Annotated in this window: 22 protein-coding genes; 13 read left to right on the top strand and 9 right to left on the bottom strand. The window is 61.3% G+C overall.

Annotated elements, in window-relative coordinates; genetic code table 11:
- Positions 1-6: 6 nt before the first annotated feature.
- The gene (gene hemD / locus ACF8MC_RS20150; protein ID WP_033636649.1) at positions 7-747 is read right to left on the bottom strand and encodes a uroporphyrinogen-III synthase; all 741 of its coding nucleotides are present in this window, start codon (positions 745-747) and stop codon (positions 7-9) included.
- Positions 744-1685 (bottom strand): hydroxymethylbilane synthase, encoded by a 942-nt coding sequence (hemC, locus tag ACF8MC_RS20145; RefSeq protein WP_164105547.1) that lies wholly within the window; start codon positions 1683-1685, stop codon positions 744-746. The genes hemD and hemC overlap by 4 nt, the downstream gene beginning before the upstream one ends.
- Positions 1686-2001: 316 nt before the next feature.
- On the opposite strand from hemC, the gene ACF8MC_RS20140 reads away from it, so the two are divergent.
- Positions 2002-4554, top strand: a complete 2553-nt coding sequence (locus tag ACF8MC_RS20140) for a class I adenylate cyclase (RefSeq protein ID WP_019452546.1) — start codon at positions 2002-2004, stop codon at positions 4552-4554.
- Between the two features lie 36 nt (positions 4555-4590).
- On the opposite strand, the gene cyaY is transcribed toward ACF8MC_RS20140, so the two are convergent.
- A complete protein-coding gene (cyaY, locus tag ACF8MC_RS20135) occupies positions 4591-4911 on the bottom strand; it encodes an iron donor protein CyaY (RefSeq protein ID WP_015376263.1) in 321 nt (106 codons plus the stop codon).
- Between the two features lie 78 nt (positions 4912-4989).
- On the opposite strand from cyaY, the gene ACF8MC_RS20130 reads away from it, so the two are divergent.
- The 6 genes from ACF8MC_RS20130 (at position 4990) to uvrD (ending at position 10667) form a co-directional block, all read left to right on the top strand.
- Positions 4990-5196, top strand: a complete 207-nt coding sequence (locus ACF8MC_RS20130; RefSeq protein ID WP_004934241.1) for a lipoprotein — start codon at positions 4990-4992, stop codon at positions 5194-5196.
- Positions 5197-5267: 71 nt separating this feature from the next.
- On the top strand, positions 5268-6092 hold the full coding sequence (gene dapF, locus ACF8MC_RS20125; protein WP_004934244.1) for a diaminopimelate epimerase: 825 nt from the start codon (positions 5268-5270) through the stop codon (positions 6090-6092).
- Entirely contained in the window at positions 6089-6802 is a 714-nt protein-coding gene (locus ACF8MC_RS20120; protein ID WP_033636652.1) for a DUF484 domain-containing protein, read from the top strand. The genes dapF and ACF8MC_RS20120 overlap by 4 nt, the downstream gene beginning before the upstream one ends.
- Positions 6799-7710 carry a tyrosine recombinase XerC gene (xerC, locus tag ACF8MC_RS20115; protein ID WP_060429084.1) on the top strand — a complete coding sequence of 304 codons (912 nt, stop codon included), beginning with the start codon at positions 6799-6801 and terminating at the stop codon, positions 7708-7710. The genes ACF8MC_RS20120 and xerC overlap by 4 nt, the downstream gene beginning before the upstream one ends.
- Positions 7710-8426 (top strand): 5-amino-6-(5-phospho-D-ribitylamino)uracil phosphatase YigB, encoded by a 717-nt coding sequence (yigB, locus tag ACF8MC_RS20110; RefSeq protein ID WP_164105549.1) that lies wholly within the window; start codon positions 7710-7712, stop codon positions 8424-8426. The genes xerC and yigB overlap by 1 nt, the downstream gene beginning before the upstream one ends.
- 78 nt (positions 8427-8504) lie before the next feature.
- A complete protein-coding gene (gene uvrD, locus ACF8MC_RS20105; protein WP_033649640.1) occupies positions 8505-10667 on the top strand; it encodes a DNA helicase II in 2163 nt (720 codons plus the stop codon).
- 46 nt (positions 10668-10713) lie between these two features.
- Here uvrD and ACF8MC_RS20100 read toward each other — a convergent pair whose 3' ends face one another.
- Positions 10714-11187: a WbuC family cupin fold metalloprotein gene (locus ACF8MC_RS20100; protein ID WP_033636654.1), complete on the bottom strand. Its 474-nt coding sequence runs from the start codon at positions 11185-11187 to the stop codon at positions 10714-10716.
- 445 nt (positions 11188-11632) lie between these two features.
- Between ACF8MC_RS20100 and corA the strand changes: the two genes are divergently transcribed.
- The gene (gene corA, locus ACF8MC_RS20095) at positions 11633-12583 is read left to right on the top strand and encodes a magnesium/cobalt transporter CorA (protein WP_004934262.1); all 951 of its coding nucleotides are present in this window, start codon (positions 11633-11635) and stop codon (positions 12581-12583) included.
- Positions 12584-12599: 16 nt separating this feature from the next.
- Here corA and rarD read toward each other — a convergent pair whose 3' ends face one another.
- Positions 12600-13487, bottom strand: coding sequence for an EamA family transporter RarD (gene rarD / locus ACF8MC_RS20090; RefSeq protein ID WP_033636655.1), 888 nt, complete (start codon positions 13485-13487; stop codon positions 12600-12602).
- 65 nt (positions 13488-13552) lie between these two features.
- Positions 13553-14023, bottom strand: coding sequence for a thioesterase family protein (locus ACF8MC_RS20085; RefSeq protein WP_033636656.1), 471 nt, complete (start codon positions 14021-14023; stop codon positions 13553-13555).
- Positions 14024-14226: 203 nt separating this feature from the next.
- Here ACF8MC_RS20085 and pldA point away from each other — a divergent pair, with 203 nt between their 5' ends.
- The 3 genes from pldA to rhtC are packed head-to-tail and all read left to right on the top strand — an operon-like array spanning position 14227 to position 17614.
- Entirely contained in the window at positions 14227-15105 is an 879-nt protein-coding gene (gene pldA / locus ACF8MC_RS20080; RefSeq protein WP_033636657.1) for a phospholipase A, read from the top strand.
- A 43-nt stretch (positions 15106-15148) separates the two neighbouring features.
- Positions 15149-16981, top strand: coding sequence for an ATP-dependent DNA helicase RecQ (recQ, locus tag ACF8MC_RS20075; RefSeq protein WP_033636658.1), 1833 nt, complete (start codon positions 15149-15151; stop codon positions 16979-16981).
- 12 nt (positions 16982-16993) lie between these two features.
- Complete coding sequence (rhtC, locus tag ACF8MC_RS20070; protein ID WP_016929486.1) at positions 16994-17614, top strand: threonine export protein RhtC; 621 nt, start codon at positions 16994-16996, stop codon at positions 17612-17614.
- A gap of 47 nt (positions 17615-17661) precedes the next feature.
- On the opposite strand, the gene rhtB is transcribed toward rhtC, so the two are convergent.
- Positions 17662-18282, bottom strand: a complete 621-nt coding sequence (gene rhtB / locus ACF8MC_RS20065) for a homoserine/homoserine lactone efflux protein (RefSeq protein ID WP_025304879.1) — start codon at positions 18280-18282, stop codon at positions 17662-17664.
- A gap of 148 nt (positions 18283-18430) precedes the next feature.
- On the opposite strand from rhtB, the gene pldB reads away from it, so the two are divergent.
- Both pldB and yigL read left to right on the top strand, forming a co-directional pair.
- Complete coding sequence (pldB, locus tag ACF8MC_RS20060) at positions 18431-19474, top strand: lysophospholipase L2 (RefSeq protein ID WP_060423412.1); 1044 nt, start codon at positions 18431-18433, stop codon at positions 19472-19474.
- Positions 19475-19478: 4 nt separating this feature from the next.
- Positions 19479-20276 (top strand): sugar/pyridoxal phosphate phosphatase YigL, encoded by a 798-nt coding sequence (gene yigL / locus ACF8MC_RS20055; RefSeq protein WP_033636660.1) that lies wholly within the window; start codon positions 19479-19481, stop codon positions 20274-20276.
- Between the two features lie 54 nt (positions 20277-20330).
- Here the strand turns inward: yigL and glpQ are convergent, their stop codons facing one another.
- Both glpQ and glpT read right to left on the bottom strand, forming a co-directional pair.
- Positions 20331-21410, bottom strand: coding sequence for a glycerophosphodiester phosphodiesterase (gene glpQ / locus ACF8MC_RS20050; protein WP_033649644.1), 1080 nt, complete (start codon positions 21408-21410; stop codon positions 20331-20333).
- A gap of 82 nt (positions 21411-21492) precedes the next feature.
- Positions 21493-22848: a glycerol-3-phosphate transporter gene (gene glpT / locus ACF8MC_RS20045; protein ID WP_033636663.1), complete on the bottom strand. Its 1356-nt coding sequence runs from the start codon at positions 22846-22848 to the stop codon at positions 21493-21495.
- Positions 22849-23021 lie beyond the last annotated feature (173 nt).

The following is a 23021-nucleotide window of genomic DNA, read 5'->3' as shown; positions in this document are numbered from 1 at the left end:
GTCAGATTATTGTAGCGCGCGGATCAGCGCGTCATTATCGGCGTTGTCAGCTACCCGAATCGTACGCCAGCCCAAATCCCGGGCGAGGGTAGCCAGGCGTTCGCTCACTACTACCAGGCGGCAACGCAGCAGCCATGAAGAACGATAGTAATCAGGAACTAAAGTATAGAGCTGTTGTAACATTTCACCGCTGGTCACCACCAGCGTATCCACACCGGCGCGCTGCCAGTGGGCGCTCTGCTCGCTGCCGTCGTAGTGCACCGGGCTGCGTTGATAGCATTCATAATAGCTGACGTCGGCGCCGCGCTCGCTCAGCGTCGTGCCCAGCAACTCGCGGCCGCCGTTGCCGCGCAAAATCAGCGCGCGTTTGCCCGCCAGCTTTTGCAGCGCCGGCAGCAGCAGCAGCGTTTCGCTGATCTCGCGTTCGCGCGGGTATTCCACCGGCAAACTGCTGATGCGGTGCAGCGCCAGCCCGGTGGTGCGGCCGATGGCGTAATAAGTCAGGTGCGCGGGCCAGCTCAGCCCGGCGCGGCCGATGACCGAATCGGCATAGTTCACCGAATGCTGCGACAGCACGAATACCAGATCGCCGGCGTTCAACTGCTGCAACGCCTGCGGCAGCTGCGGCAGATCGCCGCCGGGGGCGAAGTCGATCAGCGGTGCATGATAGGCAACCCGGCCGAGTGCGCGCAACCGGCTCACTAACTGCTCTCCCGAAGGCGATGGGCGGGTTACCAGGATCGTCATGCCGGCGGATTTCCCTGATAAACTTCGCGCAGGATCTCGCGCGCGCCGCGCGCCAGCAGCTCTTCCGCCAGCTCAACGCCCATCCGTTCGGCCTCGGCGGCCGGGCCGCGGCGCTCGCCGCGCACCATCTGGCTGCCGTCCGGCGCGCCGACCAAGGCGCGCAGCCACAGGCTGTCGCCATCCAGTTCGGCATAGCTGCCGATCGGCACCTGGCAGCCGCCTTCCAGACGGGTGTTCATCGCCCGTTCGGCGCGCACGCGGGTTTCGGTGGCCGCATGGTTCAGCGGCGCCAGCAGCGCGCGGGTGACGCTGTCGTCGAGACGGCATTCAATGCCGACCGCACCCTGGCCGACCGCCGGCAGGCACTCTTCGGCGCTCAGCGGGCTGCGGATGCGTTGCTCCAGCCCCAGGCGTTTCAGGCCGGCCACCGCCAGAATAATCGCGTCGTAGTCGCCGTTGTCCAGCTTGGCCAGGCGAGTGCCGACGTTGCCGCGCAGGTCGCGCACGATCAGATCCGGGCGGCGTTCACGCAGCTGGCACTGGCGGCGCAGGCTGGAAGTGCCGACCACGCTGCCCTGCGGCAGTTGATCGAGCGAGGCGAAACGGTTGGAAACAAAAGCGTCGCGCGGATCTTCGCGTTCGCAAATGGTGGTCAAACCGAGGCCGGCGGGGAAATCGACCGGCACGTCTTTCATCGAGTGCACGGCGATGTCGGCGCGGCCTTCCAGCAGCGCCAGCTCGAGTTCTTTAACAAACAGGCCTTTACCGCCGACTTTCGCCAGCGGCGTATCCAGAATAACGTCGCCGCGCGTCACCATCGGCACCAACTCGACCAGCAGGCCGGGATGGCAGGCCATCAGACGTTGCTGCACATAATGTGCTTGCCAGAGTGCAAGCGGGCTTTGTCGGGTGGCAATTCGAATAATTTTGTCTAACATGCTTGTTACCGTTTTTATATTTCGCCATCCATCCTACCACTGAGAGCCAATACTGTCAGTGCAAGAAGCCGGAGGCGGAAAAAGGACAACGGAATCAAAGGGACGTGTGATGTGCTTTGGGGCAGTTAACACTGCGGGTAAATCGTTTAGGGAAGCGCTACAATAATTGTGAAGCGTTACCTCCTTTACGGTCAATCAGCAAGGTGTTAAATTGATCACGTTTCCAGCAATAAGTCGCCAAATATTCTTCTTACACTAACGGCGCTTATGGAATACGGGTTTTTTTCTAAACACCGGGATAATCAGGCGAGACGTCTTGTACCTCTACATCGAGACATTGAAGCAGAGACTGGATGCGATCAATCAGCTACGCGTCGATCGCGCCCTGGCGGCTATGAAGCCCGCGTTTCAACGGGTATACAGTCTGCTGCCCACCTTACTGCACCACCATCACCCGCTGATGCCGGGTTACCTGAACGGTAACGTTCCCCACGGCATTTGCCTCTACACGCCTGATGAAACTCAACAAGATTACCTGAACGATTTAGAAGACAAATGGGGCAGCCCGTTTGACAAACCGGCCAGCGGCGAGCTGCCGATCACCGGCGTCTATTCGATGGGCAGCACCTCGTCTATCGGCCAAAGCTGCAGCTCGGATCTCGACATCTGGGTCTGCCACCAGTCCTGGCTGGACAACGAAGAACGCACCCGCCTGCAGCAAAAATGCAGCCTGCTTGAGAAGTGGGCCGCCTCGATGGGGGTGGAAGTCAGCTTCTTCCTGATCGACGAAAACCGCTTCCGCCATAATGAAAGCGGCAGCCTGGGCGGCGAAGACTGCGGCTCGACGCAGCATATCCTGTTGCTCGACGAATTCTACCGCACCGCGGTGCGCCTGGCCGGCAAGCGCATCCTGTGGAACATGGTGCCGGGCGAAGAAGAAGCGCACTACGATGAATACGTGCTGTCGCTGTACGCGCAGGGCGCGCTGACGCCGAACGAGTGGCTGGATCTCGGCGGCCTGAGTTCGCTGTCGGCGGAAGAGTACTTCGGCGCCAGCCTGTGGCAGCTGTACAAGAGCATCGATTCGCCTTACAAGGCGGTGCTGAAGACCCTGCTGCTGGAAGCCTATTCCTGGGAATACCCCAATACCCAATTGCTGGCGACGGACATCAAACATCGCCTGCATCAGGGCGAGATCGTCAGCTTCGGGCTCGACGCCTACTGCATGATGCTCGAGCGCGTCACCCGCTACCTGACCGACATCAACGACACCACCCGCCTCGATCTGGCCCGCCGCTGTTTCTACCTGAAAGTGTGTGAAAAGCTGTCGCTGGCCAAGGCCTGCGTCGGCTGGCGGCGCGAGATCCTCAGCCAGCTGGTCAGCGAATGGGGCTGGAGCGAAGAGCGTCTGGCGATGCTGGACAACCGCGCCAACTGGAAAATCGAACGGGTGCGCGAAGCGCATAACGAGCTGCTCGACGCGATGATGCAGAGCTACCGCAACCTGATCCGTTTCGCCCGCCGCAACAACCTCAGCGTCAGCGCCAGCCCGCAGGATATCGGCGTGCTGACCCGCAAACTGTACGCGGCGTTCGAAGCGCTGCCCGGCAAGGTGACGCTGGTGAACCCGCAGATTTCGCCGGACCTGTCGGAAAACGACTTAACCTTTATTCACGTGCCGGTTGGCCGCGCCAACCGCACCGGCTGGTACCTGTATAATCAGGCGCCGGCCATGGATTCTATTGTCAGCCATCAGCCGCTGGAATATAACCGCTACCTGAACAAGCTGGTGGCCTGGGCCTATTTCAACGGCCTGCTGACGCCGCAGACCCGCCTGCACATCAAGAGCGGCAACCTGTGCGACACCGCCAAGTTGCAGGAGCTGGTGGCCGACGTTTCTCATCACTTCCCGCTGCGCCTGCCGGCGCCGACGCCGAAAGCGCTGTACAGCCCGTGCGAAATTCGCCATCTGGCGATCATCGTCAATCTGGAAAACGATCCGACCGCCGCCTTCCGCAATCAGGTGGTGCATTTCGATTTCCGCAAGCTGGACGTGTTCAGCTTCGGCCAGCAGCAGCAGTGCCTGGTAGGCAGCATCGATCTGCTGTACCGCAACTCCTGGAATGAAGTGCGCACCCTGCATTTCAGCGGCGAGCAGTCGGTGCTGGAAGCGCTGAAAACCATTCTCGGCAAAATGCACCAGGACGCCGCGCCGCCGGAGTCGGTGGAAGTGTTCTGCTACAGCCAGCACCTGCGCGGCCTGATCCGCACCCGTATCCAGCAGCTGGTGTCGGAGTGCATCGAGCTGCGCCTGTCCAGCACCCGCCTGGAGCCCGGCCGCTTCAAGGCGGTGCGCGTCGCCGGGCAGACCTGGGGGCTGTTCTTCGAGCGCCTGAGCGTATCGGTGCAAAAGCTGGAGAACGCGGTGGAGTTTTACGGCGCCATCTCCAACAACAAGCTGCACGGCCTGTCTATCAAGGTGGAAACCGATCAGGTGCATTTGCCGCCGGTGGTGGACGGCTTCGCCAGCGAGGGGATCATCCAGTTCTTCTTCGAAGACACCTCAGACGACAAGGGCTTCAATATCTATATTCTGGACGAGTCGAATCGGGTGGAGGTGTACCACCACTGCGAGGGCAGTAAAGAGGAGCTGGTGCGCGACGTCAGCCGCTTCTATTCATCCTCGCACGATCGCTTCACCTACGGCTCCAGCTTCATCAACTTCAATCTGCCGCAGTTCTATCAGATCGTGCAGCTCGACGGGCGCACGCAGGTGATCCCGTTCCGCAGCAACGTGCTGTCCAGCCTGTGCGTGACGGTGGCCGATGGCGCCGCGCAGCCGCTGAAACAGCAGTTCCAGCTGCATTGACGCCGCAAGGGCTCGGTTGCCGAGCCCTGCTTAGCCTCAGGAAAAACGCAATTCCTCGCCGGCCTGCGCGCTGGCCGCTTCGCTGAGCAGCTGGTAAAACGGCTGCCCGCTGCGATCGCATAGCCAAACGCCGTCGCGGTAGTTGAAGTGGTAACCGCCGGCCTTGGTGGCGAGCCACACCTGGTGCAGCGGCTCTTGGCGGTTGATGACGATTTTGGTGCCGTTTTCGAAGCTCAGCGTCATTACGCCGCCATTGGTTTCGTAATCGATATCCGCATCGCCGTCAAAATCGTCCAGTGTCTCTTCAATATTCAGCATCAGCTGGTCGGCCAACTGGTGAAACTCGCTGTCGTTCATATTCAATTCCTATTGCTTTTCATGATCCACCTGCGATTATAGAGACCTTGGACGCATGAATTACAGGCATTAATGCAAATGAAAAAACAACTACGCTATGCGCTGATGGCCGTTCTGGTTACCGGCCTCGCCGGCTGTGGTCTGAAAGGCCCGCTTTACTTCCCGCCTGCCGACCCCGCCAGCCAAAAACCGGCCAAGCCGCCGGTGCAAACGGGCGATCAGGTGCAAAAGAACCAGCAGGAGCAGTCTGGCTCTCAGCAAAAACCGTCGATGGTCGACCAGTAACACCCTGTTTGCGGTGGCGAGCGCCGCCGTAAAATCAAGACGGATAGCGCGTCCAGATAGCGGAGTATGATATGCAGTTCTCCAAAATGCACGGTCTGGGCAACGACTTTATGGTGGTCGATGCCGTTACACAGAATGTCTATTTTTCACCTGAGCTGATCCGCCGGCTGGCCGATCGGCACCTGGGCGTCGGCTTTGACCAGATGCTGGTGGTAGAACCGCCTTACGATCCCGAGCTGGATTTTCACTACCGAATTTTCAACGCCGACGGCAGCGAAGTGGCGCAGTGCGGCAACGGCGCGCGCTGCTTCGCGCGCTTTGTGCGGCTGAAAGGGCTGACCAACAAACGCGACATCCGCGTCAGCACCCAAACCGGGCGCATGGTGCTCAGCGTCACCGACGACGATCTGGTGTGCGTCAACATGGGCGAGCCTAATTTCGATCCGCAGGCGGTGCCGTTCCGCGCCGCCAAGGCGGAAAAGACCTACATCATGCGCGCGGCGGAACACACCGTGCTGTGCGGCGTGGTGTCGATGGGCAACCCGCATTGTGTTTTGCAGGTGGACGATGTAAAAACCGCCAAGGTGGAGCTGCTCGGGCCGGTGCTGGAAGGGCATGAGCGCTTCCCGGAACGGGCCAACATCGGTTTTATGCAGGTGGTCAGCCGCGATCATATCAAGCTGCGCGTTTACGAGCGCGGCGCCGGCGAAACGCAGGCCTGCGGCAGCGGCGCCTGTGCGGCGGTGGCGGTGGGGATCCAACAGGAATTGCTGTCAGAAGAGGTGCATGTAGAACTGCCGGGCGGCAGCCTGCATATTCGCTGGAAAGGGCCGGGCAACCCGCTGTTTATGACCGGCCCGGCAACCCATGTCTATGACGGATTTATTCATCTATGAAAAGCGTAGAAGAACAGAGCGTCGCCGGCCTGGCGCTGGATGACGACACCGTGATGCAGTACCTGCTGCAGAACCCGGATTTCTTTATTCGCAACGCGCGCCAGGTTGAGCAGATGCGCGTGCCGCACCCGGTGCGCGGCACCGTTTCGCTGGTGGAATGGCATCTGGCCCGCCAGCGCAATCACATCGAGCGGCTGGAAGAAGAGATCACGCTGCTGATGGAGCAGGCCAGCGCCAACGAAGGGCTGTTCGCCCGGTTGTTGCACCTGCAGGCCGATCTGGCCACCGCCGACAGCCTGCAGGACATGCTCAACCGGCTGCAGCGCTGGGCGCGCGGTTTTGGTTTGGCCGGCGCCACGGTGCGCCTGTTCGCCGAGCGCTGGAAGATCGGCGCGCCTTCCGATTTCACCCATCTGGCGCTGACGCGTTCGGCGTTCGAGCCGTTTCGCATTCAGCGGCTGGGCAGCGAACAACATTACCTCGGCGGCCTGAACGGCCCCGAACTGCTGCTGCTGTTGCCGCAGGCCAAACAGATTGGCCAGATTGGCTCGGTGGCGCTGTCGATGCTGGGCGACGACGGCGAACTGGGCATGGTGATCTTCAGCAGCCGCGATACGCAACACTATCAGCAGGGCATGGGCACGGTGATGCTCAATCAACTGGCGCGCATGCTGCCGGCGCTGCTGGAACGCTGGGTCGAACGCGCATGACGCCGATTGCGCCCAGCCTGCAGCAGCCGGTGGACGCTTTTCTGCGTTATCTCAAGGTAGAACGGCAACTCAGCCCGCTGACGCAGCTTAGCTATTCGCGCCAGCTGGCGGCGCTGATGCGCCTGGCGCAGGAGATCGGCGTCACCGACTGGGCGGCGCTGGACGCCGCCCGGGTGCGCATGCTGGCGGCGCGCAGCAAACGCGCCGGCCTGCAGTCCGCCAGCCTGGCGCTGCGGCTTTCTTCATTGCGCAGTTTCCTCGACTGGCTGGTCAGCCAGGGCGTATTGCACGCCAACCCCGCCAAAGGCATCCGCACGCCGCGCAGCGGCCGCCATCTGCCGAAAAACATCGACGTCGATGAAATGAACCAGCTGCTGGAGATCGATCTCAACGATCCGCTGGCGGTGCGCGATCGCGCCATGCTGGAGGTGATGTACGGCGCCGGTCTGCGCCTCTCCGAACTGGTGGGGCTGGATTGCCGCCATGTCGATATGGCGGCCGGCGAGGTGTGGGTGATGGGGAAAGGCAGTAAAGAGCGCAAATTGCCGATCGGGCGCACCGCCGTCACCTGGCTGGAACACTGGCTGGCGATGCGCGATCTGTTCGGACCGGACGATGACGCGATGTTCCTGTCCAATCAGGGGCGGCGCATCTCGACGCGCAACGTGCAAAAGCGCTTCGCCGAATGGGGCGTGAAACAGGGCGTCAACAGCCATATTCACCCGCACAAGCTGCGCCATTCCTTCGCCACTCACATGCTGGAGTCCAGCGGCGATCTGCGCGCGGTGCAGGAGCTGCTCGGCCACGCCAACCTGACCACCACGCAAATTTATACCCACCTCGACTTTCAACATCTGGCGAACGTGTACGATGCCGCGCATCCGCGCGCCAAACGGGGGAAATCCTGATGCATTTTTATCGCCCGCTGCGCCCGCTGGCGGCGCTGACTTTCGATCTGGACGACACGCTGTATGACAATCGCCCGGTGATCCGGCAAACCGAACAACAGTCGGTGGCCTTCCTGCAGAGCTACCACCCCGGTCTGAACAGCTTCCAGTCGGCGGATTTCCACCGCCTGCGCCAGGAGCTGCGCGAGCAGGATCCGGAGATCTACCACGACGTCACCCAGTGGCGCTGGCGCGCCATTCATCTGGCGCTGAGCCGGCAGGGGCTGCGCGATGCCGACGCGGCGATCGGGGCCGATGCGGCCATGCAAAACTTCGCGCTGTGGCGCAGCCGCATCGAGGTGCCGCAAGCGACCCACGCCACGCTGAAGGCGCTGGCCGCGCGCTACCCGCTGGTGGCGATCACCAACGGCAACGCCGATCCGGCGCAGTGTGGCCTGGACGGCTACTTCCGGTTCGTGTTGCGCTCCGGGCCGGACGGGCGCGCCAAGCCGTATCAGGACATGTATCACCTGGCCGTCGAGCGGCTGGGCGTGGCGCCCGAGCAGATCCTGCACGTGGGCGACGATCTGACCACCGACGTCGCCGGCGCGCTGCGCGCGGGGCTGCAGGCCTGTTGGATCAACGATCGGCAACGCTGCCTGATGCAGGCCGCCGACAGCCGCCTGCTGCCGCATATTGAGATTTCGCAGTTGGCATCGCTGACAGCATTGTTATAATCCCTGCCAGAACTCTGTATAAATTTCCAGTGAAAAACCCGTCAGCGGCGGGTTTTCCCTTAACCATTAGTGGTGCCTATGGACGTCTCCGATCTGCTCGACAGCCTGAATGAAAAACAACGTGAAGCCGTGGCGGCGCCGCGCAGCAACCTGTTGGTTCTGGCCGGAGCGGGCAGCGGCAAGACGCGGGTGCTGGTGCATCGCATCGCCTGGCTGCTGTCGGTGGAAAACTGCTCGCCGTATTCGATCATGGCGGTGACCTTCACCAACAAGGCGGCGGCGGAAATGCGCCACCGTATCGAACATCTGATCGGCACCAGCCAGGGCGGCATGTGGATCGGCACCTTCCACGGCCTGGCGCATCGTCTGTTGCGCGCCCACCACCTGGAAGCCAACCTGCCGCAGGATTTCCAGATCCTCGACAGCGACGACCAGCTGCGGCTGCTCAAGCGCATCATCAAGGCGCTGAACGTCGACGAGAAGCAGTGGCCGCCGCGTCAGGCGATGTGGTACATCAACGGCAAGAAAGACGAGGGCCTGCGCCCGCAGCACGTCGAGACCTACAACAACCCGGTAGAAGCCACCTGGCTGCGCATCTACCAGGCCTATCAGGAAGCCTGCGATCGCGCGGGGCTGGTGGATTTCGCCGAGCTGCTGCTGCGCGCGCACGAGCTGTGGCTGAACAAGCCGCATATCCTCAACCACTACCGCGAACGTTTCACCAACGTGCTGGTGGACGAATTCCAGGATACCAACAGTATCCAGTACGCCTGGATCCGCCTGCTGGCGGGCGGCAACAGCAACGTGATGATCGTCGGCGACGATGACCAGTCGATCTACGGCTGGCGCGGCGCGCAGGTGGAAAACATCCAGCGCTTCCTGAAAGATTTCCCCGGCGCGGAAACCATCCGCCTGGAGCAGAACTACCGTTCCACCAGCAACATCCTGAAAGCGGCCAACACCCTGATCGCCAACAACGACGGGCGCATGGGCAAAAACCTGTGGACCGAAGGCGGCGAAGGCGAACCGATCTCCATCTACTGCGCCTTCAACGAACTCGACGAAGCGCGCTTCGTGGTCAACCGCATCAAGACCTGGCAGGACAACGGCGGCGCGCTGAACGACTGCGCCATCCTGTACCGCAGCAACGCCCAGTCGCGCGTGCTGGAAGAGGCGCTGCTGCAGACGGCGATGCCGTACCGCATCTACGGCGGCCAGCGCTTCTTCGAACGCCAGGAAATCAAGGATGCGCTGGCCTACCTGCGCCTCATTTCCAACCGCAACGACGACGCAGCCTTCGAGCGCGTGGTCAACACCCCGACGCGCGGCATCGGCGATCGCACCCTCGACGTGGTGCGCCAGGCGGCGCGCGATCGCCAGCTGACGCTGTGGCAGGCGACGCGTGAGCTGATGCAGGACAAGGTGTTGGCCGGCCGCGCTGCGTCGGCGCTGCAGCGCTTTATCGAACTGGTGGAGTCGCTGGCGCACGAAACCGCCGACATGCCGCTGCACGTGCAGACCGACCGGGTGATCCGCGATTCCGGGCTGTTCATCATGTATGAGCAGGAGAAAGGCGAAAAGGGGCAGGCGCGCATCGAAAACCTTGAGGAATTGGTGACGGCGACGCGCCAGTTCAGCTATCAGGACGAAGATCAGGATCTGATGCCGCTGCAGGCGTTCCTGTCGCATGCGGCGCTGGAAGCGGGCGAAGGCCAGGCCGACGCCTATCAGGACGCGGTGCAGCTGATGACCCTGCACTCGGCCAAGGGGCTGGAGTTCCCGCTGGTGTTTATCGTCGGGATGGAAGAGGGCATGTTCCCGAGCCAGATGTCGCTGGATGAAGGCGGCCGTCTGGAGGAGGAGCGCCGCCTGGCCTATGTGGGCGTAACGCGCGCCATGCAGAAGCTGACGCTGACCTATGCCGAAACGCGCCGTCTGTATGGCAAAGAGGTTTACCACCGGCCGTCGCGCTTTATCGGCGAACTGCCGGAAGAGTGCGTGGAAGAAGTGCGCCTGCGCGCCAGCGTATCGCGCCCGGTCAATCACCGCCGCATGGGCACGCCGATCAGCGAGAACGATACCGGCTACAAGCTGGGCCAGCGCGTGCGCCATCCCAAGTTTGGCGAAGGCACCATCGTCAATCTGGAGGGCAGCGGCGAGCACAGCCGGCTGCAGATCGCCTTCCCGGGCGAGGGCATCAAGTGGCTGGTGGCGGCCTACGCTCGCCTGGAAACGGTATAAAAGAGAGGGGCGCGTTGCAGGGGGCAGCCCCTGCAATCGTTCAGGATCAGTGAGGGTAGCGATCGCCGACCTGCGCGGTGGCATACCAGCGCATCACCGCTTCGGTGCCTTCACCGCCTTCCTGCGGTGCCCACGGCATGCAGTCCTCTTCGGTCAACGCCTGATACGGGCCCTGCTTTACTTCGAACACCACGCCGCCGGCATCGACCGACAACACCGCATGCCAGGTAAATGCCGGCATCTCCAGCACTTTGGTTTCTTCGCCGAGCAGGGTGCGCTGCGTCACGACGCCGTCATCGTTGAACTGCAGCACGACAAAACGGCCGCGCAGCGGCGTCAGCAGTTCCCAGGTTTGCGGGTGACGGTGCGGGCGGATATAGGTGCCGGGTTCCATGGCGATCGCCAGGCGTTGCACCGGGTCGCTCAACTCTTCGTGTAAGGTGCGGTGCGCGCGCAGGCGGGGCACGCTGGCGGCCTGTTCGCTCATCGCGGTCAGTTCATGGGCGGTAATCTGTTTCATCGTTTAAATCCGCATGCTTGTCGTACCATTAGGGTGATGTCATCTTAGCAACATTCTTGGTGGCGGTAAGCGATCGCCGCGACTTTTTCAGTACGGTTTAGGCGCCATTTTTGCCATTGAACATCGTGATGATTTGTTGCGCAATTATCCCGCCTAACGTGTTGACAGGCTTTTTCTTCTCGGCGTAACATGCGCGCACTATTATCATTGAGGACAGACGCCTTGGACACACCCAGTAGATACTGGCTCACTGACCTGCGCCGCAGGTATAACTTCTAAGGCTCTCCGTTTTTGCTGATAGCCTTCGTGGTTGTCGGCGACCCCGCAAAGCGTCGCTATGAGTCAGATCTCTTCATGGTCTGAAACAAATCGGTGATACGCATCCCCTCTGTTTCTGTGCTTCAACGCGTTGTCCGCACCCGTTACCTTCACGGAGTTTTGGCACATGCTGAGCGCTTTTAAATTAGATAACCGCCGCTTGTCCCGTCTGGAGCTGGACGACTCGGATGATCTCACGTCATCGCTGTGGGTTGATCTGGTCGAGCCGGAAGAGGGCGAGCGTGAGCGCGTGCAGAATGAGCTGGGACAAAGCCTGGCGACGCGTCCCGAACTGGACGACATCGAAGCCTCCGCCCGTTTCTTCGAAGATGAAGACGGTCTGCATATCCACTCCTTCTTCTACTTTGAAGATGCGGAAGATCACGCCGGCAACTCCACGGTGGCGTTCACCATCCGCGACGGCCGCCTGTATACCCTGCGCGAGCGTGAACTGCCGGCGTTTCGCCTGTACCGCATGCGCGCCCGCAACCAGACCATGCTCGAAGGCAACGCCTACGAACTGCTGCTGGATCTGTTCGAAACCAAGATTGAACAGCTGGCGGACGAGATAGAGAACATCTACAGCGATCTGGAACAGCTCAGCCGGGTGATCATGGAAGGGCATCAGGGCGATGAATACGACGCCGCGCTGTCGACGCTGGCGGAGCTGGAAGATATCGGCTGGAAGGTGCGTTTGTGTCTGATGGATACCCAGCGCGCGCTCAACTTCCTGGTGCGCAAGGCGCGTTTGCCGACCGGCCAGCTGGAGCAGGCGCGTGAAGTGCTGCGCGACATCGAATCCCTGCTGCCGCACAACGAATCGCTGTTCCAGAAGGTGAACTTCCTGATGCAGGCGGCGATGGGCTTCATCAACATCGAACAGAACCGCATCATCAAGATCTTCTCGGTGGTGTCGGTGGTGTTCCTGCCGCCGACGCTGGTGGCCTCCAGCTACGGCATGAACTTCGAATTCATGCCGGAGCTGAAATGGTCGTTCGGCTACCCGGGCGCCATCACCTTGATGATCCTGGCCGGTCTGGCCCCTTACCTGTACTTCAAGCGCAAGAACTGGCTGTAACCCGGCGGCGACGGGCTCAGCGCAGCTTGCGTTGGGTGTAGAGCGCGTCGAGGGTGAACAGGATCAGCGCCGCCCAGATAAAGCCGAAGGTCACCAGTTTGTCCTGGCCGACGGTTTCGCCGTAGAAGGTGATCGCCAGCAGGAACATCAGCGTCGGGCCGAGATACTGGAAGAAACCGAGCGTCGACAGGCGCAGCCGGGTGGCCGCCGCGGTGAAGCACAGCAGCGGCACGGTGGTGACGATGCCGGCGGCGACCAGCAGCAGGTTCAGCGACCACGGGTTGGCGCTCAGGTGGCTGGTGGGGCTGTCGGCGAACAGGAACAGATAGGCCGCCGCCACCGGCAGCAGCCACAGCGTTTCGATCAGCATGCCGGTCTGGGCGTCGATGGCGATTTTCTTGCGCAGCAGGCCGTAGAAGGCGAAGCTGAACGCCAGCCCTAGTCCGATGATCGGCAACGAACCGAACTGCCAGAGCTGCACCAGCACCCCGGTGAACGCCAGCGCCACCGCCACCCACTGCATGCGGCGAAAGCGCTCGCCGAGAAACAGCATCCCCAACAGCACGTTAACCAGCGGGTTGATGAAGTAGCCCAGGCTGGCTTCCAGCATATGGTGGTTGTTCACCGCCCAGATGAACAGCAGCCAGTTGCCGCCGATCAACAGCGCGGTGACCGCCAGCAGCAGCAGCCGTTTGCGATTTTGGCAGGCGGCGCGCACTTTCGGCCAGTTGCGGCCCAGCGTGATCAGCGCCAGCATGAAGAAAAACGACCAGATGATCCGGTGGGTGAGGATCTCGTCCGCGGATACTTGCTGAATCAGTTTGAAATAGGCCGGGGCGATGCCCCACATAAAATAGGCGGCCAGGGCGAAGAAAATGCCCTGACGCGTTTGCTTTGCGTCCATGACGTCACTCGGTGGGGAACGTAAGATGCGGTGAGTGTACTGAAGACGCCCACCGCACACAATCATCAGCCGACCAGATAGGTGGCGGTCGCGGTCGCGATATGCAGGCCGTCGTGGTTATGCAGTTCTACGCGCGCGACGGCGACCTTATTGCCGCTGCGCAGCACGCTGGCGGAGGCGACGAAGTGTTCGCCGCGGCCGGGGCGCAGGTAGTCGACGCGCAGATCGATGGTGCCCATGCGCGACAGTTTGGCGGCGATCTCTTCTTCGATCAGCGGCTCCATGCGCGTCAGCACCCCGCCGGCGCAGGCCAGCCCGGCGGCGACGTCGAGCACCGCGGCGATCACGCCGCCGTGCAGAATTTCCTGTGCGGCGTTGCCCACCAGCTTGCGCTGGTTGGTGAAGCTCAGCTCGACGTAATCATCATCGAAGCGGCGTAGCTCCAGGCCAAGCTCGCGGTTGAACGGCATGTGGTAGACAAAGATTTCGCCGATCTTGCGGCGGGCGGCTTCCAGGGTCAGTGGTGTGGTCGACATAGCGGGTTTCCGTTTTTCTTTTGCGTTTTAAGGGAGCTAACTGGTCAGTCCAGGTTAATGGAATGTTGATTTTATGCTTAACCTTTGTTGCTTTCCAGACTATTCCAATAAAACCGGCCTGCGCTGCGGTAAAGCCTCCTTTGTGTGTAAAATGGCCTGATTTTTTCCGGGATTGCCCTTTTTCGTTGGAGTGAGGAGAGGTTATGCGCATTTTGTCAGGGATCGTTTCCGCCACGCTGCTGATGCCGGCGCTGGCATTGGCTGAGGAAGCCAAAGAGCAGCAGATTCACGATAAGCCGGCGGTGCGCGGCAGCATTATCGCCAACCTGCTGCAGGAGCACGATAATCCGTTCACGCTGTACCCTTACGATCCCAATTACCTGCTGTACACCGACACCAGCGATATCAACCAAGAGGCCATCAAGACATACAACTGGGCCGACAAGGCGCGCAAGGACGAGGTGAAATACCAGCTTAGCCTGGCGTTTCCGCTGTGGCGGGGCATTGCCGGCGACAACTCGGTGCTCGGCGCGTCTTATACTCAGCGCTCCTGGTGGCAATTGTCCAACCGCGGCGAGTCTTCGCCGTTCCGCGAGACCAACTACGAGCCGCAGCTGTTCGTGGGGTGGGCGACCGATTACCGCTTTGCCGGTTGGACGCTGCGCGATGTTGAAATCGGCGTTAACCATCAATCCAACGGCCGCTCGGACCCGACGTCGCGCAGCTGGAATCGCGGCTATGCGCGGCTGATGGCGCAAAACGGCAACTGGCAGGTGGATCTCAAGCCCTGGTTCCGTTTCTCGGAGAGCTCGAGCAACGACGACAACCCGGACATCACCAAATACATGGGATACTACCGGCTGAAGGTCGGTTACGCCTGGGGCGACAGCGTGTTCAGCGTCGACAGCCACTACAATTGGAACAGCGGCTACGGCGGCGCGGAACTGGGCTGGAGCTATCCGATCACCCGCAACGTGCGTTTCTATACCCAGGTGTTCAGCGGCTACGGCGAATCGCTGATCGACTATAACTTCCGGCAGACACGGGTGGGCGTTGGTGTCATGCTGAACGATATTATGTAATCATACCCGGTGGGTGTGTACCGATGAAAAAATGGGGAAGTGTGTGTCAACCGCAGCAGTGATTAACAGAGAGTTGCTGGCCGAGCAGGTATTGCGCGATACCTTCGGCTACCAGCAATTCCGTCCGGGCCAACAAACGATTATCAACGCCGCGATCGGCGGGCAGGATTGCCTGGTGGTGATGCCGACCGGCGGCGGCAAGTCGCTGTGTTACCAAATCCCGGCGCTGGTGATGGACGGCCTGACCCTGGTGGTTTCCCCGCTGATCTCGCTGATGAAGGACCAGGTCGACCAACTGTTGGCCTACGGCGTTTCCGCCGCCTGCTACAACTCGACGCAAACCCGCGAGGAGCAGCTGGACGTCATGGCCGGCTGCCGCAACGGCACCATTAAGATGCTGTACATCGCGCCGGAACGGCTGATGATGGAAAGCTTCCTCAACCTGCTCGACCACTGCCCGCCGGCGATGCTGGCGGTGGATGAGGCGCACTGTATTTCGCAGTGGGGCCATGACTTCCGGCCGGAATATCGCGCGCTGGGTCAGCTGAAACAGCGCTTCCCGTCGATGCCGGTGATCGCGCTGACCGCCACCGCCGACGAGTCCACCCGCGGCGATATCGTGCGCCTGCTGTCGTTGCAGGATCCGCTGGTACAGGTTAGCAGCTTTGACCGGCCGAACATCCGCTACACGCTGGTGGAAAAATTCAAGCCGCTCGATCAGCTGTGGCGCTTCGTGCAGGATCAGCGCGGCAAGAGCGGCATTATCTATTGCAACAGCCGCGCCAAGGTGGAAGACACCGCCGCGCGTCTGCAGAGCCGCGGGCTGAGCGTCGGCGCCTACCACGCCGGGCTGGACAACGATCGCCGCGCGCAGGTGCAGGAAGCGTTCCAGCGCGACGATCTGCAGGTGGTAGTGGCCACCGTCGCCTTCGGCATGGGCATCAACAAACCCAACGTGCGCTTCGTGGTGCATTTCGACATCCCGCGCAATATCGAATCCTATTATCAGGAGACCGGCCGCGCCGGGCGCGACGGTCTGCCGGCCGAAGCCATCCTGCTGTACGATCCGGCCGACATGGCCTGGCTGCGCCGCTGTCTGGAGGAAAAACCCGCCGGGCAGCAGTTGGACATCGAGCGCCACAAGCTGAACGCCATGGGCGCGTTCGCCGAGGCGCAAACCTGCCGTCGCTTGGTGCTGCTCAACTACTTCGGCGAAGGCAAGCACGAGAACTGCGGCAACTGCGATATCTGCCTCGATCCGCCCAAGCGCTACGATGGGCTGGAGGATGCGCGCAAGGCGCTGTCCTGCGTGTACCGCGTCGGCCAGCGTTTCGGCCTGGGGTACATCGTGGAAGTGCTGCGCGGCTCCAACAACCAGCGCATTCGCGAATACGGCCACGATAAACTGCCGGTGTACGGCATCGGCCGCGATCAGACCACCGAACACTGGACCAGCGTGCTGCGCCAACTGATCCACCTGGGCTTTATCACCCAGAACATCGCCATGCACTCGGCGCTGCAATTGACCGAGGCGGCGCGTCCGGTGTTGCGCGGCGAAGTGGCGCTGCAGCTGGCGGTGCCGCGTATCCAGAGCCTGAAGTCGCGCGGCAGCGCCAACCAAAAATCCTACGGCGGCAATTACGATCGCAAGCTGTTCGCCAAGCTGCGAAAACTGCGCAAATCGATCGCCGATGAAGAGAACATTCCGCCGTATGTGGTGTTCAACGACGCCACGCTGCTGGAAATGGCCGAGCAGATGCCGATCAAGGCCGGCGATCTGCTGAGCGTCAACGGCGTCGGCCAGCGCAAACTGGAGCGTTTCGGCGCGCCCTTTATGGCGATGATCCGCGACCATCTCGACAATGACGAAGACTGAGGGCGATAAATCATGCTGATGCTGTTTCTCACCGTGGCGCTGGTGCATCTGATTGCGCTGATGAGCCCGGGGCCGGACTTCTTTTTCGTGTCGCAAACCGCTGCCAGCCGCTCGCGCCGCGAGGCGATGATGGGCGTGGTCGGCATTTCTCTCGGCATCGTGGTATGGGCCGGCGTGGCGTTGATGGGGCTGCATCTGATCCTGCAGAAGATGGCCTGGCTGCATCAGATAATCATGGTCGGCGGCGGCATTTACCTGTGCTGGATGGGGTGGCAACTGCTGCGTTCCGCGCGGGCGCAGCAAGCGCAGCCGGCGGCGGAGGCCCAGGTGGCGTTGCCGAAGGCCGGGCGCAGCTTTATTCGCGGCTTCCTGACCAATCTGTCCAACCCGAAGGCGGTGATCTATTTCGGCAGCGTGTTCTCGCTGTTCGTCGGCGACAGCGTCGGCGCCGGGGCGCGCTGGGGGCTGTTCCTGCTGATCGTCGCCGAGACCTTCGTCTGGTTCAGCCTGGTGGCGGTGGTGTTCGCGCTGCCGGCGATGCGCCGCGGCTACCAGCGGTTGGCCAAGTGGATCGACGGGGTGGCGGGGGTGCTGTTCACCGGCTTCGGGTTACACCTGATCTTTACCCGCTGATCGGCAGTGACATGCCCAAGGCCGAGCAGCGATGCCCGGCCTTTTTTTCAGGCCTTGCGGGCGGTCGCCAGCAGCCCCGCCACCAGAATGAACAGCGAACCGAATACTCGGTTGAGCAGCTGCATTTGGCGCGGCGTTCTCAGCCAGCCGGCGATGCGCGTCGCCAGGGTGGCGTAACCGATCATCACCAGAATATCCACCACCACGGTGGTGACGCCGAGCACCAGATACTGCTCGGCCTGCGGCTGATTGGGCAAAATGAACTGCGGGAACAGAGCGGCGAGGAACACGATGCTTTTCGGGTTGGTCAGGTTGACCAGCACCGCGCGGCGGAACAGACGGCGGCGCGGCATGCTGCCCGCCAGCGCATGCAGATCCAGCGCCCCGGCGGCGCGCCATTGCTGGATGCCGAGCCACACCAGGTAGGCGGCGCCCAGCCATTTCAGCAGCTCGAACGCCAGCAGCGATTGCGATATCAGCGCACCGAGGCCGATGCCTACCAGCACGATGTGCGCGCTCAGCCCGACCTGTAGCCCGGCGATCGACGCGGCGGCGCCGCGATAGCCGTGGCTGATGCCGGTGCTCATGGTGTTGATGGCGCCTGAGCCGGGGGACAGGCTGAGGATAAGCGTGGTCAGCAGATAGGTTAACCACCAGTCCAAGGTCATGGTTCTTCGGCTCCCTGAAAGTGTCGTTTTGTGCCACAATGCGCCGAGGCGGCGCTGTTTTTTGTAAGAATTGAATCACAATACGCTAGTATGATTTCTTGTGCCAGCGGTCACATTTTCCGCCGGCCCCACAGGGAAAACGCTCTCGATGACCTCGTTCACTCTCAGCTCCGATGACTGGTTAACGCGTGAAACGCAGTTCGCTGCCTTCGCCACCGGGCCTCTGTTGGACTTCTGGCGGCTGCGGGAAGAGGGCGAGTTCAGCGGCGTGGACGGCGTGCCGATCCGCTTTGTGCGTTTCAGTTCCGCGCGGCATCAGCGGGTGGTGGTGGTCAGCCCCGGCCGCATCGAAAGCTACGTGAAATACCCCGAGGTGGCCTACGATCTGTTCCACTGCGGTTACGACGTGGTGATCGTCGATCATCGCGGCCAGGGGCGCTCCGGCCGTTTACTGGCGGATACGCACCGCGGTCATGTGGTAAACTTCGCCGACTACGTGGACGATTTCGAGCAGCTTTGGCAGCGCGAGGTCGAATCGCGCGGTTATCGGCAGCGCTTCGCGCTGGCGCATTCGATGGGCGGCGCGATCCTGGCGCAGTTCCTGCAGCGCCGGCCGCAGGCGTTCGACGCGGCGGCGTTTTGCGCGCCGATGTTCGGCATCCAGTTGCCGATGCCGGATTGGCTGGCCGACCGCATTCTCGACTGGGCGGAGAGCCGCCCGGCGATCCGCGACTATTACGCGGTGGGCACCGGCCAGTGGCGGCCGCTGCCGTATGTGGTCAACGTGTTGACCCACAGCCGCGAACGCTACCGGCGCAGCCTGCGCTATTACGCCGATTACCCCGAGCTGCAGGTGGGCGGGCCGACCTACCATTGGGTGCGGGAGAGCATCCGCGCCGGCCGGCAGATTATCGCTCGGGCCGGGGCGATCACAACGCCGCTGTTGCTTTTGCAAGCCGGTGAAGAACGAGTCGTCGACAACCGTTCGCACCAGGCTTTTTGTCAGGCTCTGTCAGACGCGGGGCGCCCTTGCGAAGGGCGGCTTCCGTGGGTTATCAACGGCGCACGCCATGAGATCCTGTTCGAGCGGGACGCGATGCGCGCCGAAGCACTGAACGCAATCCTGCGCTTCTTTGCTCAACACTTAGGCGGCGCGCTGCCGCCGACAACTCCATCAGAGGTTAGAACATAACGCTATGTATCACGTCGTCGCTTCCGATTTAGATGGCACGCTGCTGTCTCCCGACCATACCCTGTCGCCGTACGCCAAAGAAACGCTGAAGTTGCTGACCCAGCGCGGCGTGCATTTCGTATTCGCCACCGGCCGCCACCATATCGACGTGGCGCAGATCCGCGACAGCCTGGAGATCAGCGCCTTTATGATCACCTCCAACGGCGCGCGGGTGCACAACACCGCCGGCGAGCTGATTTTCAGTCATAACCTGGACGAGGATATCGCCCGCGATCTGTACGGCATGCTGCACGACGATCCGGAGATCACCACCAACGTCTACCGCAACGACGATTGGTTTACCAACCGCGAAAGCCCGGAGCAGGAAGAATTCTTCCAGGAGTCGGTGTTCAAATATCAGCTGTTCGAACCGGGCCTGCTGGAAACCGACGGCGTCTGCAAGGTTTACTTCACCTGTGAAGATCACGAGCGGCTGCTGCAGGTGGAAGACGCCATCAACGCGCGCTGGGGCGATCGGGTCAACGTCAGCTTCTCGTTCCCGACCTGCCTGGAAGTGATGGCGGGCGGCGTGTCGAAAGGGCATGCGCTGGAAGAAGTGGCCAAGATCATCGGCTATACGCTGCAAGAGTGCATCGCCTTCGGCGACGGCATGAACGATCTGGAGATGCTGTCGATGGCCGGCAAGGGCTGCATCATGCGCGACGCGCATCAGCGCTTGAAGGATATGTTGCCGGAGCTGGAAGTGATCGGCTCCAACGTCGATAACGCGGTGCCGCACTACCTGCGCAAGATGTTCCTCTGAAATAACCCGGGCGTTTCTCGGAAATAACAAGGGCGCCTTGCGGCGCCCTTGGCATTACTTGTGCTGGCCCTGCTTCTGCAGGAACTGCACGCCCTTGTCCGGGAAGTCGGTGAACACGCCGTCGACGCCGGCCTGGTTGTAAATCACGTCATACAGCTGGTTCACGTCGGTCACGTACTTCGGCAGCGCATCGGCGCGGATGGTGAACGGATGTACCGCCAGCTTGCTGGCGTGCGCTTCTTTCACCATGTCGGTCAGCACGATGTGGCCCGGCTTGGATTTATCCGCCACCACCAGCATGTGGTAGTCCGGCCCGATGCCGTCGGCATACTGAGCGATTTTCTGCATCGCGCCCGGCTTGAACATCCAGTCGTAGTCGTATTCTACCCACTTGCCGTCGGCTTTCTGCTCGTAGGTTTCCTGCCAGTCGTTATAGGCGATCAGCTGCACCAGCTTCAGATCCATGCCCAGCTTCGGCTCCAGCTCGTTCTTGATGCGTTTGAGCTCGTTGGCGTCGAAGCACTGCAGGTAGACGTTGTCGTTTTTGCCGGTGTAGCCGTATTGCTTGAGCACCGCCAGCACTTTGCTGGAGATGTCCTTGCCTTCCTGTTTGTGGAACCACGGCGCCTTGATTTCAGGGTAGATGCCGATGTTCTTGCCGGTCGAATGGTTCAGACCCTGCACGAACTCGATCTCTTCCTGGAAGGTGTGTACGCGGAAGTCGGATTTGCCCATCGGGAAGCGGCCAGGGTAGCCCTGCACCTTCTTGCCGTTTTCGATTTCAAAGCCTTCGGTGAACTTCAGCGATTTGATCTCCGCCAGCGTAAAGTCGATGGCGTAATAACGGCCGTCCTTGCGCGCGCGGTCCGGGAAGCGTTCGGCAACGTCGGTGACGCGATCGAGGTAATGGTCGTGCAGCACCACCAGCTCGTTGTCTTTGGTCATCACCAGATCTTGTTCGAGGTAATCGGCGCCCTGCGCGTAGGCCATCGCCTTCGCCGGCAGGGTGTGTTCCGGCAGGTAGCCGCTGGCGCCGCGGTGGGCGATCACCACTTTGTCCGCCGCCTGCGCGGCGCTGACCATTGAGGTAGCGAGAATGATCCCTGTCAGCAGGGCTTTGACTTGAGTCCGCATTCCGTTTTCTCCGTGTTGTTGGGGGCAGGGTAGTAAAAAGGCCGCAGGGCGGCCTTTAAATCATGCAAAAGTCGTGTGACGGTTAGCCGCGTTTGCCGGCAGCGATTTCCGCGTGGTGTTTCTTTTCGTTCAGCATGGTCAGCAGCAGCAGGATAACCGCCAGCACGCCGCCGCCGATCATCACCATGAAGCCGCCGTCCCAACCGAAGAAGTCTACGGTGTAGCCGACGATGGCGCTGGCCGCGACCGAGCCGCCCAGGTAGCCGAACAGGCCGGTGAAGCCCGCGGCGGTGCCGGCGGCTTTCTTCGGCGCCAGCTCCAGCGCGTGCAGGCCGATCAGCATCACCGGGCCGTAGATCAGGAAGCCGATGACCAGCATACAGATCATGTCCACGGTCGGGTTGCCCGGCGGGTTCATCCAGAACACCACGGTGGCGATGGTCACCAGCGTCATGAAGAACACGCCGGTGGCGCCGCGGTTGCCTTTGAACACTTTGTCCGACATCCAGCCGCACAGCAGGGTGCCCGGGATACCGGCGTATTCATACAGGAAGTAGGCCCAGGAAGACTTGTCCAGCGCGAAGTGCTTCACTTCTTTCAGGTAGGTCGGCGACCAGTCCAGAATGCCGTAACGCAGCAGATAGACGAACACGTTGGCGACCGCGATGTACCACAGCAGCTTGTTCGGCAGGATGTACTGCATGAAGATCTGCTTGGCGGTCAGCTCTTCTTCGTCTTTTTCGCTGTAGTCGTCCGGATAGTCGTTTTTGTACTCTTCAATCGGCGGCAGGCCGCAGGATTGCGGGGTGTCGCGCATCAGGCCGAAGGCGATCAGGGCCACCAGGATGGCGCCGAAGGCCGGCATGTACAGCGCAGCGTGCCAGTCGTTGAACCAGGCCATGCCCAGCAGGAACAGCAGCGGCGGCAGGCCGCCACCCACGTTGTGGGCGCAGTTCCAGATGGAGACGATGCCGCCGCGTTCTTTCTGCGACCACCAGTGCACCATGGTGCGGCCGCACGGCGGCCAACCCATGCCCTGGAACCAGCCGCACAGGAACAGCAGGACGAACATGATGGCGATGCTGGAGGTGGCCCACGGCACGAAGCCCATGAACAACATCACCGCCGCCGCCAGGATCAGGCCGGCAGGCAGGAACACTCGCGGGTTGGAACGGTCGGAGACCGAACCCATGATGAATTTGGAGAAGCCGTAGGCGATGGAAATGCCCGACAGCGCGAAGCCGAGGTCACCGCGGCTGAAGCCTTGTTCGATCAGGTAAGGCATGGCCAGGGTGAAGTTCTTACGCACCAGATAGTAAGCGGCGTAACCGAAGAAGATCCCCAGGAAAATTTGCCAGCGCAGCTTACGGTAGAGCGGGTCTACCTTATCGCTCGGCACACGGGCGATGTGTGCGGCCGGCTTAAAAATACTCAACATGAGCGCCTCCGATGGCTTTATCTGTTATCACATCAATATGACCTTTTACGTTCATTTGATGATTGAGCGGATATCGAATGTGGTGTTTTTGTGTTCCATAACGAGCGCCATTGTCGTCAAATACGCCTGGTGTCGCTGTGACGAATGGCGCAATTGTTACACTTTTATGAAAC

It is taken from the genome of Serratia sp. LACPHL-BACT-2024-00286 (genome assembly GCF_043109535.1).
Classification (GTDB): domain Bacteria; phylum Pseudomonadota; class Gammaproteobacteria; order Enterobacterales; family Enterobacteriaceae; genus Serratia; species Serratia sarumanii.
This window is presented reverse-complemented; position numbering and strand designations above follow the sequence as displayed.

Bases quoted from the DNA above. Each gene is read 5' to 3' on its own strand.
- hemD (WP_033636649.1), bottom strand. From the start codon at position 747: ATGACGATCCTGGTAACCCGCCCATCGCCTTCGGGAGAGCAGTTAGTG.
- hemC (WP_164105547.1), bottom strand. From the start codon at position 1,685: ATGTTAGACAAAATTATTCGAATTGCCACCCGACAAAGCCCGCTTGCA.
- cyaY (WP_015376263.1), bottom strand. From the start codon at position 4,911: ATGAACGACAGCGAGTTTCACCAGTTGGCCGACCAGCTGATGCTGAAT.
- ACF8MC_RS20130 (WP_004934241.1), top strand. From the start codon at position 4,990: ATGAAAAAACAACTACGCTATGCGCTGATGGCCGTTCTGGTTACCGGC.
- dapF (WP_004934244.1), top strand. From the start codon at position 5,268: ATGCAGTTCTCCAAAATGCACGGTCTGGGCAACGACTTTATGGTGGTC.
- ACF8MC_RS20120 (WP_033636652.1), top strand. From the start codon at position 6,089: ATGAAAAGCGTAGAAGAACAGAGCGTCGCCGGCCTGGCGCTGGATGAC.
- xerC (WP_060429084.1), top strand. From the start codon at position 6,799: ATGACGCCGATTGCGCCCAGCCTGCAGCAGCCGGTGGACGCTTTTCTG.
- yigB (WP_164105549.1), top strand. From the start codon at position 7,710: ATGCATTTTTATCGCCCGCTGCGCCCGCTGGCGGCGCTGACTTTCGAT.
- uvrD (WP_033649640.1), top strand. From the start codon at position 8,505: ATGGACGTCTCCGATCTGCTCGACAGCCTGAATGAAAAACAACGTGAA.
- ACF8MC_RS20100 (WP_033636654.1), bottom strand. From the start codon at position 11,187: ATGAAACAGATTACCGCCCATGAACTGACCGCGATGAGCGAACAGGCC.
- corA (WP_004934262.1), top strand. From the start codon at position 11,633: ATGCTGAGCGCTTTTAAATTAGATAACCGCCGCTTGTCCCGTCTGGAG.
- rarD (WP_033636655.1), bottom strand. From the start codon at position 13,487: ATGGACGCAAAGCAAACGCGTCAGGGCATTTTCTTCGCCCTGGCCGCC.
- ACF8MC_RS20085 (WP_033636656.1), bottom strand. From the start codon at position 14,023: ATGTCGACCACACCACTGACCCTGGAAGCCGCCCGCCGCAAGATCGGC.
- pldA (WP_033636657.1), top strand. From the start codon at position 14,227: ATGCGCATTTTGTCAGGGATCGTTTCCGCCACGCTGCTGATGCCGGCG.
- rhtC (WP_016929486.1), top strand. From the start codon at position 16,994: ATGCTGATGCTGTTTCTCACCGTGGCGCTGGTGCATCTGATTGCGCTG.
- rhtB (WP_025304879.1), bottom strand. From the start codon at position 18,282: ATGACCTTGGACTGGTGGTTAACCTATCTGCTGACCACGCTTATCCTC.
- pldB (WP_060423412.1), top strand. From the start codon at position 18,431: ATGACCTCGTTCACTCTCAGCTCCGATGACTGGTTAACGCGTGAAACG.
- yigL (WP_033636660.1), top strand. From the start codon at position 19,479: ATGTATCACGTCGTCGCTTCCGATTTAGATGGCACGCTGCTGTCTCCC.
- glpQ (WP_033649644.1), bottom strand. From the start codon at position 21,410: ATGCGGACTCAAGTCAAAGCCCTGCTGACAGGGATCATTCTCGCTACC.
- glpT (WP_033636663.1), bottom strand. From the start codon at position 22,848: ATGTTGAGTATTTTTAAGCCGGCCGCACACATCGCCCGTGTGCCGAGC.